The 18,784-nt window shown below is 33.1% G+C and carries 20 protein-coding genes; 17 read left to right on the top strand and 3 right to left on the bottom strand.

Going from position 1 to position 18,784, the window contains the following annotated elements; genetic code table 11:
• Positions 1 to 35: 35 nt before the first annotated feature.
• Positions 36 to 2,012, bottom strand: coding sequence for a thiamine pyrophosphate-dependent enzyme (locus B0M43_RS17535; RefSeq protein WP_078007096.1), 1,977 nt, complete (start codon positions 2,010 to 2,012; stop codon positions 36 to 38).
• 173 nt (positions 2,013 to 2,185) lie between these two features.
• Here B0M43_RS17535 and B0M43_RS17540 point away from each other — a divergent pair, with 173 nt between their 5' ends.
• The 16 genes from B0M43_RS17540 to B0M43_RS17615 all read left to right on the top strand — a co-directional run bounded on the left by B0M43_RS17540 (position 2,186) and on the right by B0M43_RS17615 (position 15,030).
• Positions 2,186 to 3,136, top strand: coding sequence for an isopenicillin N synthase family oxygenase (locus tag B0M43_RS17540; RefSeq protein WP_065450174.1), 951 nt, complete (start codon positions 2,186 to 2,188; stop codon positions 3,134 to 3,136).
• A gap of 114 nt (positions 3,137 to 3,250) precedes the next feature.
• Positions 3,251 to 3,583: a translation initiation factor gene (locus tag B0M43_RS17545; protein ID WP_065450175.1), complete on the top strand. Its 333-nt coding sequence runs from the start codon at positions 3,251 to 3,253 to the stop codon at positions 3,581 to 3,583.
• A 327-nt stretch (positions 3,584 to 3,910) separates the two neighbouring features.
• Positions 3,911 to 4,780, top strand: a complete 870-nt coding sequence (locus B0M43_RS17550; protein ID WP_078007095.1) for a nucleoside phosphorylase — start codon at positions 3,911 to 3,913, stop codon at positions 4,778 to 4,780.
• A 40-nt stretch (positions 4,781 to 4,820) separates the two neighbouring features.
• Entirely contained in the window at positions 4,821 to 5,297 is a 477-nt protein-coding gene (locus B0M43_RS17555; protein WP_078007094.1) for a DUF4265 domain-containing protein, read from the top strand.
• 60 nt (positions 5,298 to 5,357) lie between these two features.
• On the top strand, positions 5,358 to 6,209 hold the full coding sequence (locus B0M43_RS17560; protein ID WP_065450177.1) for a substrate-binding domain-containing protein: 852 nt from the start codon (positions 5,358 to 5,360) through the stop codon (positions 6,207 to 6,209).
• A gap of 20 nt (positions 6,210 to 6,229) precedes the next feature.
• Positions 6,230 to 7,162, top strand: coding sequence for a transglutaminase (locus B0M43_RS17565; RefSeq protein WP_065450178.1), 933 nt, complete (start codon positions 6,230 to 6,232; stop codon positions 7,160 to 7,162).
• Positions 7,163 to 7,608: 446 nt separating this feature from the next.
• The gene (locus tag B0M43_RS17570) at positions 7,609 to 7,977 is read left to right on the top strand and encodes a hypothetical protein (RefSeq protein WP_065450179.1); all 369 of its coding nucleotides are present in this window, start codon (positions 7,609 to 7,611) and stop codon (positions 7,975 to 7,977) included.
• 226 nt (positions 7,978 to 8,203) lie between these two features.
• Entirely contained in the window at positions 8,204 to 9,790 is a 1,587-nt protein-coding gene (abc-f, locus tag B0M43_RS17575) for a ribosomal protection-like ABC-F family protein (protein WP_078007093.1), read from the top strand.
• Between the two features lie 219 nt (positions 9,791 to 10,009).
• Positions 10,010 to 10,333, top strand: coding sequence for a helix-turn-helix transcriptional regulator (locus B0M43_RS17580; protein ID WP_078007092.1), 324 nt, complete (start codon positions 10,010 to 10,012; stop codon positions 10,331 to 10,333).
• A 7-nt stretch (positions 10,334 to 10,340) separates the two neighbouring features.
• A complete protein-coding gene (locus tag B0M43_RS17585; RefSeq protein WP_078007091.1) occupies positions 10,341 to 10,808 on the top strand; it encodes an SRPBCC domain-containing protein in 468 nt (155 codons plus the stop codon).
• Between the two features lie 6 nt (positions 10,809 to 10,814).
• Positions 10,815 to 11,198 (top strand): DoxX family protein, encoded by a 384-nt coding sequence (locus tag B0M43_RS17590; RefSeq protein ID WP_078007090.1) that lies wholly within the window; start codon positions 10,815 to 10,817, stop codon positions 11,196 to 11,198.
• 11 nt (positions 11,199 to 11,209) lie between these two features.
• Positions 11,210 to 11,767: a DUF4256 domain-containing protein gene (locus B0M43_RS17595; protein WP_123921796.1), complete on the top strand. Its 558-nt coding sequence runs from the start codon at positions 11,210 to 11,212 to the stop codon at positions 11,765 to 11,767.
• A gap of 37 nt (positions 11,768 to 11,804) precedes the next feature.
• Entirely contained in the window at positions 11,805 to 12,308 is a 504-nt protein-coding gene (locus B0M43_RS17600; RefSeq protein ID WP_078007089.1) for an endonuclease V, read from the top strand.
• 84 nt (positions 12,309 to 12,392) lie between these two features.
• On the top strand, positions 12,393 to 12,767 hold the full coding sequence (locus B0M43_RS17605) for a hypothetical protein (RefSeq protein ID WP_078007088.1): 375 nt from the start codon (positions 12,393 to 12,395) through the stop codon (positions 12,765 to 12,767).
• 74 nt (positions 12,768 to 12,841) lie between these two features.
• Positions 12,842 to 13,267 carry a VOC family protein gene (locus B0M43_RS17610; RefSeq protein ID WP_078007087.1) on the top strand — a complete coding sequence of 142 codons (426 nt, stop codon included), beginning with the start codon at positions 12,842 to 12,844 and terminating at the stop codon, positions 13,265 to 13,267.
• Positions 13,268 to 13,953: 686 nt separating this feature from the next.
• Positions 13,954 to 15,030, top strand: a complete 1,077-nt coding sequence (locus tag B0M43_RS17615) for a calcium:proton antiporter (protein WP_065450308.1) — start codon at positions 13,954 to 13,956, stop codon at positions 15,028 to 15,030.
• Between the two features lie 222 nt (positions 15,031 to 15,252).
• Here the strand turns inward: B0M43_RS17615 and B0M43_RS17620 are convergent, their stop codons facing one another.
• Entirely contained in the window at positions 15,253 to 16,128 is an 876-nt protein-coding gene (locus B0M43_RS17620) for a cupin-like domain-containing protein (RefSeq protein WP_078007086.1), read from the bottom strand.
• A 501-nt stretch (positions 16,129 to 16,629) separates the two neighbouring features.
• On the opposite strand from B0M43_RS17620, the gene B0M43_RS17625 reads away from it, so the two are divergent.
• Positions 16,630 to 16,887, top strand: coding sequence for a hypothetical protein (locus tag B0M43_RS17625; protein ID WP_065450188.1), 258 nt, complete (start codon positions 16,630 to 16,632; stop codon positions 16,885 to 16,887).
• Between the two features lie 127 nt (positions 16,888 to 17,014).
• Here the strand turns inward: B0M43_RS17625 and lepB are convergent, their stop codons facing one another.
• Positions 17,015 to 18,622 (bottom strand): signal peptidase I, encoded by a 1,608-nt coding sequence (gene lepB / locus B0M43_RS17630; RefSeq protein ID WP_078007085.1) that lies wholly within the window; start codon positions 18,620 to 18,622, stop codon positions 17,015 to 17,017.
• Between the last annotated feature and the right edge of the window lie 162 nt (positions 18,623 to 18,784).

The raw sequence follows: 18,784 nt of genomic DNA on the forward strand, positions 1-18,784 counted from the left end.
AATGTTCTTTCTTCAAAACTATTTGCCATTTGTAATTAATATTTCAATAAATCTAATAAAACTTTCTCGAAACGATTTTTAGGTAAAAACTGATCTTCTAATGCTTTTGTAAACGGAATTGGGGAATCTAAACTTGCTACTCTTTTTACCGGAGCATCCAGATATTCAAAACATTCCTCCATAATTAAAGCCGAAATATCGCTTGCAATTCCTCCAAACAAAGTATCTTCCTGATAAATAATTACTTTTCCTGTCTTTTTTACAGAAGCAAAAATAGTTTCGGTATCCAAAGGCTGTAAAGTTCTTAAATCAATTAAATCAGCCGAGATTTCAGGATTATTGGACAAAGTTTCTAGAGCCCAGTGCACCGGCGCGCCAAAAGCAATAATAGTAACCTGATTTCCTTCTTTTAATAAAGCTGCTTTACCTAACGGAATGGTGTAATAATCAACAGGAACATCCTGATAAACGCTGCGATACAATTGTTTATGTTCGAAAAACAAAACCGGATTTGGGTCATTTATAGAACTATTCAATAACCCTTTTGCATCATATGGAAAAGCCGGGTAAACGACTTTTAAACCCGGAGTTTTGGTAAACCAGGCTTCGTTGGTCTGGGAATGAAATGGTCCGGCCTGAGTTCCTCCGCCGCAAGGCATACGAACGACAACATCGGCATTTTCGCCCCAGCGGTAATGAGATTTTGCCAATAAATTGACAATTGGGTTAAATCCTGTAGAAACAAAATCAGCAAATTGCATTTCGACAATAGCCTTGTAACCGTTTATAGATAATCCCATTGCGGTCGAAACCACAGCACTTTCGCAAATTGGTGTATTTCGTACACGATCTTTACCAAACAAGTCTACAAAGCCATCTGTGATTTTAAAAGCTCCACCATATTCTGCAATATCCTGGCCCATTATAATCAGTTTTCCATAGCGTTTCATAGATTGCTCTAAACTATATCTGATAGCATCAATAAAACGTATATTTTTAACTTCTTCTGTCGGATTAACTTCTTCATGTTCATAAGGTTTATAAACATCATCTAATTCTCCACTATAAGTTGGTGTAATTTCAGGTTCGGCATTGGCAATGGCTAAATTTTCGTCGATTTCCTGTTTGATTTCAGCGTGTAATTGCTCGTCAAATTCGGCTGTAAGAACGCCAATTTCAGTTAAGTAATTTCTGTAATTACTTACCGGATCTTTGGCTGCCCATTCGTCCATTAATTCCTGCGGAACATATTTGGTACCACTTGCCTCTTCGTGTCCGCGCATTCTAAAAGTTTTAAATTCTAATAAAACCGGATGCGGATCTTTTTGCATGTCTTCTTTTAACTGAGATAGTTTATTGAACACTTCAACGATATTATTTCCGTCAATGATGTAGCTTTCAATGCCATAACCAATGCCTTTATCGGCTAAATTTTCGCATAAATACTGTTCATTTGTAGGAGTCGAGAGTCCGTAACCATTGTTTTCTATGATAAACATTACCGGTAATTTCCAAACGGCAGCAATATTCAGGGCTTCATGAAAATCGCCCTCACTTGTTGCGCCTTCTCCCGTAAAAACAGCCGTGACTTTTTTGTTGTTTTGAAGTTTGTCGGCTAACGCTATTCCGTCTGCGATTCCTAATTGCGGACCAAGATGCGAAATCATTCCAATGATTTTATATTCCTGAGTTCCAAAGTGAAAACTACGGTCGCGCCCTTTTGTAAAACCATTTGCTTTTCCTTGCCATTGCGAGAATAATCGGTGCAACGGAATGTTTCTTGTGGTGAAAACGCCCAGATTTCTGTGCATTGGTAATACATATTCAGACTCATCTAAAACAGCGGTAACCCCTACTGCGATTGCTTCTTGCCCTATTCCTGAAAACCATTTGGAAACTTTTCCCTGTCGAATCAGGATCAGCATTTTTTCTTCGATCAGCCTGGGTTTGAGTATTTTTTTATATAAATCTAATAATTGAGCATCAGTAAGGTTTTGTCTGTAAAAGATCATTTGGTTCTTGGTTTTAGTGTTTCAAATATAGAAAATTATAACAATTTTATTTGTTTTTGTTATAATTTTTTAATTTTAATATAACTTTTAAAATTCAAATCTAAAATATTCTCTACCTTTGTTACTGAAAGGCTTTAATACCACCTTTTATCCTATAAATAAAAATGTAAAGTATGCAAAACATTCCTAGTGTAGACTTACGTGATTTCCTTTCGGACGACCCGAAACGTAAACAAAAATTTGTAAATGAAATCGGCAGTGCATTTGAAAACATTGGCTTCGTAGCCCTAAAAGGTCATTTTTTAGATGATCAGTTAGTAGACGAGCTTTATAGCGAAATTAGAAAATTTTTCGCTTTGCCAGTAGAAACTAAGCATAATTATGAGATTCCCGGAATTGGCGGGCAAAGAGGTTATGTGTCTTTTGGGAAAGAACATGCCAAAGGACGTAAAGAAGGAGATTTGAAAGAATTCTGGCATTTTGGTCAGTATGTTGATGCAGCTTCTAAGTATGCTTCAGAATATCCTGAAAATGTTGAAGTAAAAGAATTACCCCGTTTTAATGTTGTAGGTAAAGAAGCGTATCAAATGCTTGAAAAAACAGGTGTTTATGTATTGAGAGCTTTGGCTTTGCATTTGGGTTTAGATGAGTTTTATTTTGACCAATATGCAAAAGAAGGAAACTCTATTTTAAGACCAATTCATTATCCACCAATTACTTCTGAGCCGGAAAACGCGATTCGTGCAGCAGCTCACGGAGATATTAACCTGATTACTCTTTTGATGGGAGCTCAGGGTAAAGGATTACAGGTTCAGAATCACGATGGCGAATGGATTGATGCTATCGCTGAAGACGATCAATTGGTTATTAATGTGGGAGATATGTTGTCAAGACATACCAACAACAAACTAAAATCAACGATTCACCAAGTGGTAAATCCACCAAGAGAATTATGGGGAACTTCACGTTATTCTATTCCGTTTTTTATGCATCCTGTTAGCGATATGCGTCTGGATTGTTTAGAAAATTGTATTGATGCCGAGAATCCTAAAAAATTCGAAGATATTACTGCGGGAGACTATTTGTACGAACGTTTAGTAGATTTGGGATTAATAAAAAAATAACTTTTTAAATTCCAAATATTAAAAAATTCCAAATTCCAAACTTTGATTGGAATTTGGAATTTAATTTTTAAAAACATTATATAATTGGGATTTATTCTTTAGCATAAAAAATTTATGGACTTACAAGATCAATTAAAAAACTTATTCCCGGATCACATCGAATCTAATGAACCGGAGGAAGTTCAGGAACAGGATCATGTGCTTTACATTCAAAAAGAGCCTATGATTTGTAAATTCGAAAAACGAAAAGGAAAAGCTACCACAATTATCGAAGGTTACGAAGGATCTGACGAAGATTTTAAAATTTTGGCCAAAGAAATTAAAACAAAATTAAGTGTTGGCGGCACTTTTAAAGATGCTTCGATTATCATTCAAGGCGATTATCGTGATAAAATAATGGCGATTTTAAAAGAAAAAGGATTTAAAACAAAACGTGTTGGAGGGTGATAATTGTAGATTTATGATTTTAGATTGTAGATTAATGCATTGTGGATAATTTAACCGCAAAGAGCGCTAAGAATTTTAACTGTTAGTTTTATATAAAAACACAAAGAACGCAAAGCTTTGGCTTATAATTGTTAGATTTCTAGTTTTAAACCAAGCGATAGTGAATAAGCCAACCGATTTATAAAAAGCAAGTTTTAGAAAAAATCTTAAAAATAAAAACCTGTGACAATCCGTTTAATCCGTCTAATCCGTGGGCAAAAAAAGTTTGCGCCCTACAGAAAACCTCAGAACCTTAGTCACTCAGAACCTTAGAACCTCAAAAAAAAAATGATACAAAATTCAGAATTAATACTTAATCCAGACGGAAGCGTTTATCACTTAAACCTTCTTCCGGAGCATATAGCAAATGATATAATTTTTGTTGGAGACCAAAACAGAGTCGAAAAAATTACTCAGTTTTTTGATTCGATTGAATATTCTACTCAAAAAAGAGAATTTAAAACCCAAACGGGAATTTATAAAGGCAAAAGAATATCTGTAATGTCAACCGGAATTGGTCCTGACAATATTGATATTGTGGTGAATGAATTAGATGCTTTGGTAAACATCGATTTAAAAACACGTCAGCCAAAAGAAGAGCTGACTTCTTTGAATATTATCAGAATTGGAACTTCAGGTTCTTTGCAGGCTGATATTCCTGTGGATAGTTTTGTAATGTCTAAATTTGGGTTAGGATTAGATAATATGCTTCGCTCCTATTTGATTGATGAAGTTTCGAATGCAGCGATCGAAGATGCTTTTATACACCATACTAATTGGGATATTAAAAAAGGAAGACCTTATGCTATTGCTTGTTCTGAAGCATTAGAAAAAATAATCGAGTCGGATAAAATATTCAAAGGAATTACAGCAACTGCCGGAGGTTTTTACGGACCACAAGGACGTGTATTGCGTTTGAATATCCAAGACGAAGAATTAAACAGTAAAATGGATAATTTTAGTTTTAATGACGAAAGAATTACTAACTTAGAGATGGAAACTGCTGCAATTTATGGTTTATCTGCACTTTTAGGACATAAAGCATTGTCATTGAATGCTATTATTGCCAACCGTGCAACCGGAACTTTTAGTGAAGATCCGTACAAAGCAGTTGATGAATTGATTACGTATACATTGAATAAATTGGCTCAGCAATAATTAGGGAATTAGTCAACTAGAAAATGAGATAATTAGAGAAATGGCAGAAGACACACATAAAAAAATATTATTTAAATATTACAGTACCTACTTAGAAGAAATTGTTTCAGAAACAATGTGGGCAGAAATTATAGATTTAGAGAAAGGGTATTTTAAATTAGATAATATCCCGTTTTTTGGGCCTTTGATTGCAACCGATGATGTTTTTCGTGCTGAATATGATGAAAATGAGAAAACATTCATGCACAAAGAGACAATAGAAAGCTCAGGAAATTCGATTGTGCAGGTTTTAGTACTGGAAAAAGAATTTGATGCGGCAATTATCAGAGAAAAACTGAAAGCTCTGAATTGCATAACTGAAGTTTTGAATGACACTTTTTTTGCTGTTGAAATTGTGAGAAACACAGATTATTCTTTAGTAAAAAGTGTACTGGATGAGTACGAATCGCAGGCAATTATAGAATTTGCAGAACCTTGTCTCTCTGAAAAACACAGAACAGATTTATTGAAAAATTAGATAATTAAGATTAAAAAAACTAAACTTAGAATACGCTTACCAAACTTAAACTTAACTAAAATGAAAACTGTAAAAATTGTTGGTGTTCCCGAACACTTCAATTTGCCATGGCATTTATGCATCGAAAATGGCGAATTTGAAGCAGAAAACATTGATTTGCAATGGAAGAATATTCCTGAAGGAACCGGTAAAATGTGTCAGATGCTTCGTGATGGCGAAGCGGATATTGCGGTAATTTTAACCGAAGGAATTGTAAAAGATATCGTTGCCGGAAATCCAAGTAAAATTGTTCAGATTTATGTGCAATCACCTTTGATCTGGGGAATTCATGTTGCTGCAAAATCAGATTTTCATACAGTAAAAGACCTTAAGGATAAAAAAGTAGCCATTTCAAGATTAGGTTCAGGATCGCAATTAATGGCGTATGTTAACGCACATGAGAATGGCTGGAAAACAGATGATTTGCAATTTGAAATCATTAATACCATCGACGGAGCTGTAGAAGCCCTGACAAAAGGAACTGCAGATTATTTTATGTGGGAACGTTTTATGACCAAACCACTTGTAGATCAGGGAATTTTCAGAAGAGTTGGCGACTGCCCTACTCCATGGCCGTCATTTGTAATTACCGTTCGTGATGAATTCCTGAAAAAGAACCCAAAAATTGTCGAGAAAATATTAGAAATTATAAACAAAACAACGCACGATTTTACTCAAATTCCAAATATAGACAAAACATTATCAGAGCTTTTCAATCAAAAAATTGAAGATATTCAGGAATGGCTAAAACTGACACAATGGTCTCAGAAGAATTTAAGTGAAAAAGCATTCATTAAAATTCAAAATCAGTTATTTGATCTGGGAATTATTGATAAAAAAAGTACTTTTGTTGAAACGGTAAAAGCGCTTTAAATACTTGCTTTTGAATTCTTATGATAAAATTCCCTAAAATTGACTTTCCGCAATTAAAATCCAAACTACAGGTGAAATCTCCCTGGGACAGGATTATTATTATGCTGTTGAGTCTTTTGATTACCATACCGATTTTTATCATACTGCACCAAAACCTGATCGATTTAGAATGGGCTTTTAATCTTGACAGGGTATTTATTTTCATATTTGTTTTTGCTGCTATTTCCTTTTTGTTAATGTACCTGCGAACCATTATTATTTTATGTATCGCGGTTTATATATTGGTTTTAATTTACGGAAGTGTTATAGGTAATTATGGCTTTAGTGAAATTTCTGAAGATTATAATTCGATGATTTATACCATGTCTGATAATCCTTTTCCGCAGGATATTATTGTGGCAAAGCTGCTTCCGTTTCCTAATAAATCAAAGATTATCAATGCTATCGAATATCAAAATCCGAAGGTTCGAAATTTTGCCATAATGGCTACGACAAAGCATTTTAAAGGCATAAAAGGATATTCTGATTACAGAACCATTATTCAGTGTTTTGCTGTATTCAAAGAGATTAATAGCCGTTGGAATTATGTAAACGATCCCAAAGAAGGCGATTATATCGCGACGGCGAGCGAATCCTTAGAATATTTTTCGGGTGATTGTGATGACCATTCTATCTTAATGGCCGCCGCAATTCGCTCTATTGGCGGCACTCCAAGGCTAATTCATACAAAAGGTCATATTTATCCTGAAATTCTAATTGGTACTACGATCGATCTGGAAAAAGTAAATTACTTAATCAAAAATGTACTCTTTGTAAAAGAAAGTTATAAAAAGAAGATTCATTATCATATTGATGAACGCGGTCAGATTTGGATGAATCTTGATTATACGGCTAAATATCCCGGCGGACCTTTTATGTACGAAGAGATTTTGGGAGCTTTGACTTTGAAATAGATTTTTTTTTTAAGCTACTGAGAGGCTAAGGTTCTAAGATACTAAGGTTTTGGGAGAAGGTTTTTTTAGTATTTTGTTTTTGCTCACTGATTTTATGGATTGAACGGATTTACGCGGATTTTTTTAAAATTTCAATCTCAAGTTCTTAGTATAATTCAAAAAAGCCAGATCACAAATTTTCTAATAACATCATTCTTATCATAGGGAAGCACAGCATTGCGTCTTACACATGAAGTAGACGCACTGCTATGCGCCTCTTACGATAAATACGGATAATTTAAAACTTAAATAACATAATCATCACTGAGTCATTAAACTAAAATTATAAATCAAAAAATATAATTTTGTAAGTATAATTACCGATTAATTTGTAAATATTTGATTTTTAGATTTTTAATTAAAAATATTTTTGTAATTTTCTGAGGTCTAACTTTAATTGCAAAATCATGAAAAAATCTAAATTATTTATCTTCGGAATTGTATTATTGGCAGTATTAATGGTCTCATGTCATAAAGGGCGCAATAAATTGGTAAACTCCTGGAAAATCACCGCTGTTGAACCAAAAATGCCGCTTTCTGATTCTTTAAAAAATGTTATTCTTACTCAGGGTCAGCTTACTTTTACTGAAGACGGACATGTGACGGGATATTTACAAAGAGAAATAACTGATGGTACTTTTGCTTTGACAAAAGGCGGAAAGAGTTTAGTGATAAAAGATGAAACAGGAACCCCATACCCTTGTGAAAGTACTATAACAGATGAAGAACTGATATTAGACAGCAAAGAGATGAAAATAACCCTCAAAAAAATATAAGCTGAGTTTTACGGAACTTAGAACATTTTTAAAACCATACTGAAATATAATTTAGTGTGGTTTTTTCTTTTAAAAAAAATCTGTTTTTATAATTAAAGACAAATCGTATCTTTGTAATCTTAAAATAAGACTAATAATTTATGTGAAAAATAATTTCTTTCAGGCAATTTAGAGAGTAAACGGCAATTGCGGTTACTCTATTTATTCATCTTTATAGAAAGAAATTATGTTTACTCTACAGAACATTTCATATAAACACAATAACAATGATTTATTGTTTGACAATATTAGTTTTACAGTAAATAATCACGAAAAAATAGCGCTAATTGGTGCTAACGGAATTGGAAAATCGACGTTATTAAAAATCATAGCGGGAGAATTACAGCCGTCAAACGGAGAGCTAAGAATTAACTCTGATCCGTATTATATTCCACAAATTTTTGGTCAATACAATCATTTCACAATTGCCGAAGCTTTACGTGTTAATCACAAACTCAATGCTCTTCGGGAAATACTGAACGGCAATGTATCAGAAGAAAATCTGACTGTCTTAAACGATGACTGGACTATTGAGGAACGTTGCGATAATGCCTTAAAATATTGGCAATTATCTGATTTGGATTTAGCAGAAAAAATCGAAAACTTAAGCGGAGGACAAAAAACAAAAGTATTCCTGGCCGGTATTTTGATTCATGAACCTGAATTGGTTTTGCTTGATGAACCCAGTAATCATCTTGACAAGGCAACCAGAGAATTGCTTTACAATTTTATCGTAACTACAAATAGTAGTTTGATTATTGTGAGTCATGATCGAAAACTGCTTAATCTGTTACCCACCGTTTATGAACTTAGCAAACGAGGTATTACTATTTATGGCGGAAATTATGATTTTTATACCAGTCAAAAAGAAATTGAAAATCATGCCTTAAACCAGGATCTTCAAAGTAAGGAAAAAGCCCTGCGAAAAGCCAAAGAAAAAGAACGTGAAACTCTGGAAAGGCAGCAAAAACTGGATGCCCGCGGAAAAAAGAAACAGGAAAAATCAGGTGTTGCCCGCATCATGATGAATACATTGCGTAATAATGCCGAAAACAGTTCGTCGAAACTCAAAAGTGTTCATGTAGAAAAAATAGACGGAATTTCGAAAGAATTACGCGAAATACGCTCGGCATTGCCGGATATTGATCAGATGAAATTTGGTTTTGATGATTCGGGTTTGCATAAAGGAAAAATTCTTTTTAAGGCAACTGACATTAACTTTAGTTACAACGATCAATTACTCTGGAAGAAAGATTTAAGTTTAGACATAACAAGCGGTGAGAGAATTGCGATAAACGGCCTGAACGGATCCGGTAAAACGACCCTTATTAAAATTATTTTAGGTAAACTATCCCCAAAATCAGGTAGTGTGCGGATTGCAGAGAATAAAGCTGTTTATATCGATCAGGATTATTCGCTTATTACTAATGAACTCAAAGTTTACGATCAGGCACAACAATTTAATGTTGCAGGATTAGAAGAACATGAGATCAAAATGAGGTTGAATCGGTTTTTGTTCCATAAAGAATATTGGGACAAACCTTGCGGCACTTTAAGCGGAGGCGAAAAAATGCGATTAATGCTTTGTTGTTTAACAATTAGCAACGAATCGCCGGACATTATTATATTGGATGAACCTACAAATAATCTTGATATTCAGAATGTTGAAATCCTGACGGCCGCGATCAACGAATATCAGGGAACATTGATTGTGGTTTCTCACGATGAATCATTTTTAGAAAAAATAAATATTGAGAAAGCTAACCTTTTGTAAATGAGTTCAATTCGCTTTTTAATTCTGTTTTTTGGTTTTTGAACTCAAGTTTGTCGATGCTAATTGATGAAACCAATTTTTTAAAAGCTCTAAAGTTTAAGGATTTTAGAGCTTTTTTTTTTTTTTTTTTGTAAATGACTGATTATTAGTAAATAAAGTTTATAAATCATTTTGCGCAGTCAAATAACTGCATTATATTTGCAGTCAAATAACTGCACAATGGAAATTCGTAGAGATGTATTTCAGGCCATAGCCGACCCTACCCGCAGGGCAATATTAAGTTTAGTCGCAATACAAGCCATGACACCCGGTGTAATAGCAGAAAATTTCGATTCGTCTCGACAGACCATTTCAAAACACATTCAAATCCTTGCAGAATGTGAATTGCTAAGTCAGTACCAAAACGGAAGGGAAATTTATTATCTCACAAATGCCAAAAAGATGAAAGAAGTAGCTGATTTTATTGAACCTTTTCGTCAAATGTGGGACGATCGCTTTAATAAATTAGAAGCTTTAATGAAAAATTACACACCTAAAAAATAAACGGCTTATGGAATTAAAAACAAAAATTAGCGCCAAAGAGGGTCAACAGGATCTTGTGATTACACGAGAGTTTGATCTTCCGGTAGAATTACTTTTTAAAGCTTATACCGAGCCTGAAATTGTAGCACAATGGATGAGTACAAAAGTGCTTAAACTCGAAAATAAAAAGTATGGAGGATATGAATTTGAGACAAGTGATCCTCATGGCAACGTGGTATTTAAGGCAAATGGTGTAATTCATGAATATAGCCCGAACGTGAGAATTATACGAACATTTGAAATGGAGAACTCCCCTTTTGCCCCTCAGCTTGAATTTTTAGATTTTGAATCAATTTCTGAAGAAACAAGTACATTGACTATGCATGTAATTTATAAATCAGTTGATCTACGTGACCAGATGCTAAAACTGCCGTTTGCGCAGGGCATTAATATGGCACATAACAGGTTACAAGATATCGTAAGCAAATTAAAATAAAAGATCATGACAAAAAGAAATAAAATCATTTACTGGATTGCGACTCTTTGGCTTGCATTGGGAATGACATCAACCGGCGTAGTACAATTAATAAAAATGAAAGAAGAAGTAGAAATGATGAATCATTTAGGTTATCCGATCTATTTTTTAACAATTATTGGAATTTGGAAAATATTAGGCGTATTCGCGGTATTAATTCCTAAATTTACTTTACTTAAAGAATGGGCTTACGCAGGATTCTTTTTTGTAATGTCTGGGGCTATTTTTTCTCATTTAGCCTGTGGAGATGCTCCTATTGCTCTTTTTGGGCCAATATTGTTACTTATACTAACGATTGTGTCATGGTATTTCAGACCTTTAGAAAGAAAAATTGTTTCTGTTCAATCATAAAAATAAACGTTATGAAAAATAAATTATCTATAGATCAGCAAGAAGAATTGCTTAGCGTTTTAGAAGTGCGTTTTGAAAAAAATATGCAACGTCATAACGGTATAGAATGGAATAAAGTAGTCGTAAAACTGAAAGCCAATCCCGATAAATTATGGTCTTTGGATGAAATGGAAAGAACCGAAGGTGAACCGGATGTTATTGCTTATGATGAAAATACAGATGAATATGTTTTTTATGATTGTTCTGCAGAAAGTCCTAAAGGCCGCAGAAGTATATGTTATGATCATGAAGCTTTAGAAAAAAGAAAAGAAAACAAGCCCAAAGACAGTGCGCTAAATATGGCAGAAGAAATGGGAATTAAAATACTTAACGAAGAAGAATACAAAGAACTTCAGAAACTGGGTAAATTTGACACTAAAACTTCGAGCTGGATTGCAACTCCTTCTGATATCAGGAAGTTAGGCGGTGCTCTATTTTCGGACTTTCGATACAATACTGTTTTTGTGTATCACAACGGAGCTGATTCGTATTATGCAGCCAGAGGTTTTCGCGGATCGTTGCGTGTATAATGGATTAAAACCACAATGTAAAACAAATTAAAAAACAATGATATTAGCCTTTGATACGTATTATTATAATGGAAAAGCAAAAACAGTCTGCCTTGAATTTGAAGAGTGGAATGAAAGTAAAAATTTTAAAATTCACACCGAAATCATTGAAAATGTCGAAGAATATATTCCGGGAGAATTTTATAAAAGAGAATTGCCTTGTATTGTCAGTTTATTAGATAAAATTGACTTAACGAATATTGAAGCCATTATTGTAGATGGTTTTGTGTATTTAGACGATGAAAAAAAATACGGCTTGGGAGGCCGCTTATACGAAAAACTCAATAGTAAAATCCCAATTATTGGTGTCGCTAAAACAAATTTTGCAGCCATAGAAGAACTCAAACGAGCTTTAGTTAGAGGCGATAGCAAAAAGCCATTGTATATTACTGCTATTGGAATTGAGTTGGATAAAGCTTTTGATAAAATAGCGAGTATGGCGGGGGAATTTAGATTTCCAACGCTGTTAAAAGAGTTAGATAGATTGACGAAAGAATTGTAACTTAATTAATTTCTTTTTTTAAGTGAATCTAATCCTTTTGTTAGTACTCGAGTAAAATCAATAATTTTTTAATGACATACTTTTATGATTATAGAATGTTACCAATTACTAAAAGAAATAGAAAAAAGACCAGCCATGTGGACTGGAGAAGTAAATCTTAAAAGTATAAAATTATTTGTTTCCGGCTATTATCAAGCACTTATAGATAATAAAATTGTTCCGGAAAATATAGACGAACCTTTTTTTGATTGGGTTGCAAATAAGTTGGGCTATTTTGAGTCGACTGCAGGATGGGCAAATATGATTTTAGCGTACACTTTAGGATTTGAACCACAAAGTATAATTTGGGAAGAAGTATTTGATTATAATGTGACTAAAGAGCAGCATTTAAGATCTGTACAACAATTTTATGAGTTGGTTGAACAATTTAAAAGTGAATTACAGAGCAACCTGAACTAAATAGTTGTACTGAATTTCATTTTAATTAATTGATTAAATTTGATAAACCAGATGTATAAATTAAAACAGATATCATGCAGGATTCAAATAACATAACAAACGTCTCTTCAAATGATAAGACACCAAAAGTAACAGGAATTGGCGGTATTTTCTTTTTTGCAGAAAACCCGAAAGAAACTCGTGAATGGTATGCTAAAAATTTAGGATTTGATGTCAATGACTGGGGTTCGACTTTTGAATCCAGAAATGTTGACAAACCAGAAGAAGTTACTTCTCTGCAATGGAGTCCTTTCAAAAAAGGAGATGACTATTTCTCACCTTCTAAAAAAGATTTTATGATTAATTATCGCGTTCAGAATATTGAAGGCCTTGTAAATCAGCTCAAAGAAAACGGTGTAACTGTCCTTGATGAAATTGCAACATACGATTACGGCAAATTTGTACATATTATGGACGCAGAGGGCAATAAAATAGAACTTTGGGAACCGGTTTTGCTTTAAAAGATCTGTAGTTTCCATGCTCAAAACAACTGTTAAGTTTAAATCTTCGACTATAAAGTATACTGGCCTCCATTTCCGGATGCAAAGAGTGTATTTTTCGCTATATCTCTATTTTTCAATTCTTTACAAGACAGATAATAACTATAATAATCTGGTTTCAGAGATCCAATTTTACTTTTACTGGTTTTCATGTTTATGAATCCTTTGTGAATAGCAATTCCAACCAGCAAACTTGTTATTGATTTAAAAGAAGAACGGGAATCCTGAAGTGAATCTCTCTTATAGCCATTAAAATATTGTTAATAAACTAGTTGATTGCCTTTTGAAATAAGCACGCTATGAACAGCAGGATAATGTTTACTGAAAATAGAATCCGTCATTTTACGCAAAAGAGAATCAGTGATTTTATTTTTAGTTTGGCCAGATATACTAAAGCTATTTAAGAATAGAAAAATATAAAAAAGTAAATGTTTTTTCATGTTTATAAATTTGTGTTTTTGTAAAAAAATGGCACTGCATATTTTTAGAAAAAAAGACTTCCAGAAGCTGAAATTCCCATTATTATAAGTCGGTTTTTCAAGAACACGTCCCAGTGTTTTTTGGTACTTGCGGTAAAAAGCCCTATATTACAGGAAATTAAAATGTCATTTTTTACATTAAAAATTATTGGCAGAAAACATTTATATATGAAAAGATTACTTCAGTGGACCATCATGATTCCGGCACTTGCCTGGATTCTTTTTTTTAGCGGACTCATAGACAACAGCAGCATTTTTCAGGTTATTGCCAGTATATTGCTTATCCTTAGCGTTATGTCGGCCGTACATCATTCAGAAGTAATAGCAGAAAGAGTTGGAGAACCTTACGGAACCATTATTTTGGCCATATCTATAACCGTTATCGAAGTTTCGATTATTGTATCGCTAATGTTATCAGAAGGAACTGAAGCAGCTTCTTTAGCCCGAGATACGGTTTATGCTGCTACAATGCTTATTTTAAATGGAATTATCGGCCTTTGCCTTTTAATTGGCGGACTAAAACATTACGAACAAAATTTTTCGGTCTCTTCAGTGACTATTGGTTTGGTTTCACTGGTTTCGATTATCGTATTTACACTCGTCTTCCCTACTTTTACCGAAAGTGTAAAAGGATCTTATTATTCATTACCACAACTTGTTTTTGCTTCGATTGCATGTCTTGTTATTTATGGCTCTTTTCTGTTTGCACAAACCAGCAGATACAGACAATATTTTCTAACTGTTGGTGATGACGAAAACGAAGATGTTGTCGAGCCAATAGCAATTGATAATAAAACTTTTTATACAAGCCTTGTTTTCCTGATCGTAAGTTTGGGTATTGTGGTTTTACTCGCAAAAACATTATCTCCTACTATCGAAAGTATTATTGTAAGTTATCACCTTCCAAAAACTTTGGTTGGAGTTGTGATTGCTGCGATAATTTTACTTCCTGAGGCGATTGCTGCGATTATTGCTGCAAGAAAAAACAGACTTCAAACCAGTATCAATTTAGCTTTAGGTTCTGCTTTGGCAAGTATTGGTTTAACTATTCCCAGCGTTGCAGTAGTTTGTATCATGATGGATATGCCAATTATACTGGGACTTGATATAAAATCTATCGTTCTGCTGGCTTTATCGGTGTTTACCGTAATGTTGTCGCTGAGCAAAGGAAAATCGAATATAGTTTATGGTGTAGTGCTTCTGGTAAACTTGTTTGCTTTTGTTTTCCTTATGATTTATCCTTGATACTAATAAACTCTATACTTTTTACAGATAACAAACGAATTAAGCCAAGCCTTCAAAATAATCATTTTTTGAAAGCTTGGCTTTTTAATGTCTATGCATAATACTGGTAACCACCAAAAATCATAAATAAGAGTAGCGAAATAAACGTTTTTAAAACATAAAACTCCATTAGAAATAATGAAGTTTTACATTTTTACATATTTGACATTCTTTTTTTAAGACTTATTCTTGCGCTTCTAATTCAGCGTTTGTTCTGCGAATAGATTCGGCATCTTTGTAATCCAGCCATTCCTGGCCTTTTCTTTTTCGCATCCAGTTGTCGTAATATCGAATGATGGCAACGTTAGCAAAACCTTTCCATAAATTTGAAGGTCTTCCGGGAAGAGCGCGCAGGCTAAGCGAAAAACCAGGTGTCAGGTATTTCATATAATGCCACCAGCCTTCTGGCATATAAAGCATTTCGCCATGATTAAGATTGGTGATGTAAGGTTTCACTTTTTTGAGTGCCGGAAAACGTTCAAAATCTGGATTGTCAAAATCAATATCCTCATTGCATAACCATGAATATGGTAGTCGGTACATGTATTTTGTTTCTTTAGGATCGACCAGAACACATTGTTTTTTACCATCAAAATGGACATGAAAAATATTAGGAAAATCAATATCATAATGCATGAATACTTTGGCATCCTGACCACCAAAAAATACAAGCGGCATGCTTTTGAGCAATCTTATACCCAAACGCGGCCAGTGCATGTCTGACTTTAGAGACGGAACATCTTTCATGAGATTGTATAAAAAGATACGAAGATTAGTTGGACCTTTCTCCAGAATGTCAATATATTCAGACATCGTCATTGTAAAATCCGGTTCATTTACTTTTTTAGTATAATCGGTTTTACGATTATCGTATAAAGGTACTTTTTTGTCTCCGGCAACTTTTCGGATAAATTCCAAATTCCATTTAGTAAAAGCTGGCCAGTCTTCTATTTGTTTGGTAATAATTACAGGCTTTTGCGGCTTGTAATAATTATCTATAAATTCTTTTTTTGTAAGTTTTTCAACCCTTTCTATCTGTATATAATGATCAAATGCCATCTCTAATAGGTTTTAAAATTATATGTTGATACAATAAGTAAGTACTATAAATTAACGATTAAGAATAAGTTGATAATAAGTATCTTAATTTTTATTTTGGGAGTTTTCATAGTAAAGATAAACATTCTTCACTAAAACAGAACCCCTATTTTTCTTTCGATAAAAACGCATTTTTCTTCAGTCAATCTTCATCAATAAAATTTATAAAATATTCAGATCTTCCTAAACAACATTTTGAAATAAATATTGCTTTTTTTGAATCACATTTATGCACAAAATCGAAAAGAAGTCCGGAATTTTTTTCATCTTAAATTCAAAATAAGTCCCCAAACTAATCCAAAAAAAAATTATTATATTAGCCAAAAAGAAAGCTGTTTATTGTATAAATAGTATTTAATAAATTGAACCACTGTTTGTTACATAGAGTACAACAGAGTTTTAAATAAAAAAACAACAAAAAGACCAATCAAAATTTCCATAATAAATTAACCAAACCAACCTATGAAGAAAAATATTTACGAAGAATTAACAAACGAAAAATTAATAAAAAAGAGAGATTTATTTAAAGGTGTCTCGATAGGTTTTGGCGTTATTTTTTTATTAGCCATTGGCATTATAGTCTATATTTTAAGCGTAAAAGGGCTTAAAAATGTTTCTATCGCCACATTTATCCCGATTTTTATTTTACCCATAACTTTTATTCCTATGTTGATCAATTTAAGTTTATTGAATAAAGAAATTAAATCAAGAAATCTATAACTAGTTTTGAAGATTTATTTCAATAAAAAACTCCAAAGTCATTACGATTTTGGAGTTTTATAATTTAGATTTGTTTCGAATAAATTGCTGGTTTTTATATGATTATTCTATTACGCATATAATTAAGTTATGCTTTTTGTTTTCTTTTTATTAGTTTATTCACCCCAATATAAAGAGCTATTACCGATAGAAAATGAATCAAATATGACTTAGGTTCACTGTCTCCGTTTACTACAGAGAAAACACGATTCCATCGTACTTTGTTAATGCCTTTACCGTCTTTGTCCCAACTAAACCAGATAAATACCGGTTTACCTATAACATGATCAAAAGGAACAAAACCCCAAAATCTGGCATCTAAAGAATTTTGGCGATTATCTCCCATCATCCAGTAATAATCTTGTTTAAAGGTATATGTCGTACTTACTTTTCCGTTTATAAAAATATCATTGCCCTGAACTTTCAGTGTGTTTTTTTCATATTCCTGTATAATTCGCTTGTAAAAAGGAAGCGTTTTAAGATCTAATTTTATAGTTTTTCCTTTCTGGGGAATATAAATAGGACCAAAATTATCTATATTCCAGCCCAGTGATGCAATATGAGGAAAAACGCCTCCATCTTCTCCCTTAGGTGTTAAATGTTTTTTAACTCCCTTTACAATGGGATTATTGGCTATTGCTGCCGCTTCCTTATCTGTTAAAGTCAGGAAATATTCCCCCGTATTTGTAAGTGCATAATCTCCATTTTCGTATTTCATACCTTCTCGCGCGCCATATCTATGCAAAAGAGCGTCCTGACTAATAGTTTGCGCTTTTGTATCTACAAGAAAATTATATTGTGCTTTTGCACTTTGTGGCAATTGATCTAATTTACCATTGATATAAATGTTTCCATCCCGAATTTCCAGAGAATCGCCAGGTATTCCAACACATCGTTTTACTAAGTTTGTTTTTTTATCAATTGGTTTGTAATAGTTTCTGTCCGGTTTGAAGTTGTCCATATCACGCAGTGTATCTGCAGGCTGATTAAAAACTACAATTTCATTGCGTTTGATCTTTTCTAAAGCAGGAAATCTAAAATAAGGTAATTGAAGCTTGTTTAATAATGATGTTTCTTTTTTTGTAACATCATCATTAAACAAATATGATTTTAAACCCGTAAGCGGAATAGAATCATGAACCATAGGCAATGCTACAGTCGTCATAGGAGTTCTGGCACCAAAATTTATTTTGCTAACAAACAAAAAATCTCCCGTATACAATGTTTTTTCTAATGATGAAGACGGAATCGTAAAGGGTTGTATAATATAGGTATGAACCAGTGTGGCTACAATAATAGCAAACAAAAGAGAGCCAATGGTATCTTCGGTATTTGTTTTAGGCTGTAAATCCCTGTTCTCAATATAAGTTAATTTTTCAGCAGTATAGTTTAAAAAAGTAATATAGAATCCTAAGGTTAGCAAAACCAATACAATATCGAGTGTCGATTTTTTTCCAAAACTTTTAATAGTTTCTATCCAGATTAAAGGAATCATCAAAAGATTGATGATAGGAACAAAAAGCAAGAAAACCCACCAACGCGGACGATTTATAATTTTCATTAAAATTACTAAATTATAAATGGGTATAAAGGCTTCTAAAGGCTTTCTGCCGGCTTTTGCATACAGTTTCCAGGTAGATAATCCGTGAATAATCTGCATGATAAAAATAAAAAAGAGCCATTGTAATACATTCATATTTTAAGTTTTATTAGTTATTTTGTTTTACTGATATAATATATGTAGTCTTTTGCTTAATTTGTTACACAATCATTCCGTAAAAGGATAAATAAAAATTGGAGAGCTTATTTACTTTTCTTAAAAGAGTCTTATTTAATAATATGCAGAAAAAATATTCTG

The organism is Flavobacterium sp. KBS0721 (assembly GCF_002007065.3).
In the GTDB taxonomy this organism is placed as follows: Bacteria; Bacteroidota; Bacteroidia; order Flavobacteriales; family Flavobacteriaceae; genus Flavobacterium; species Flavobacterium piscis.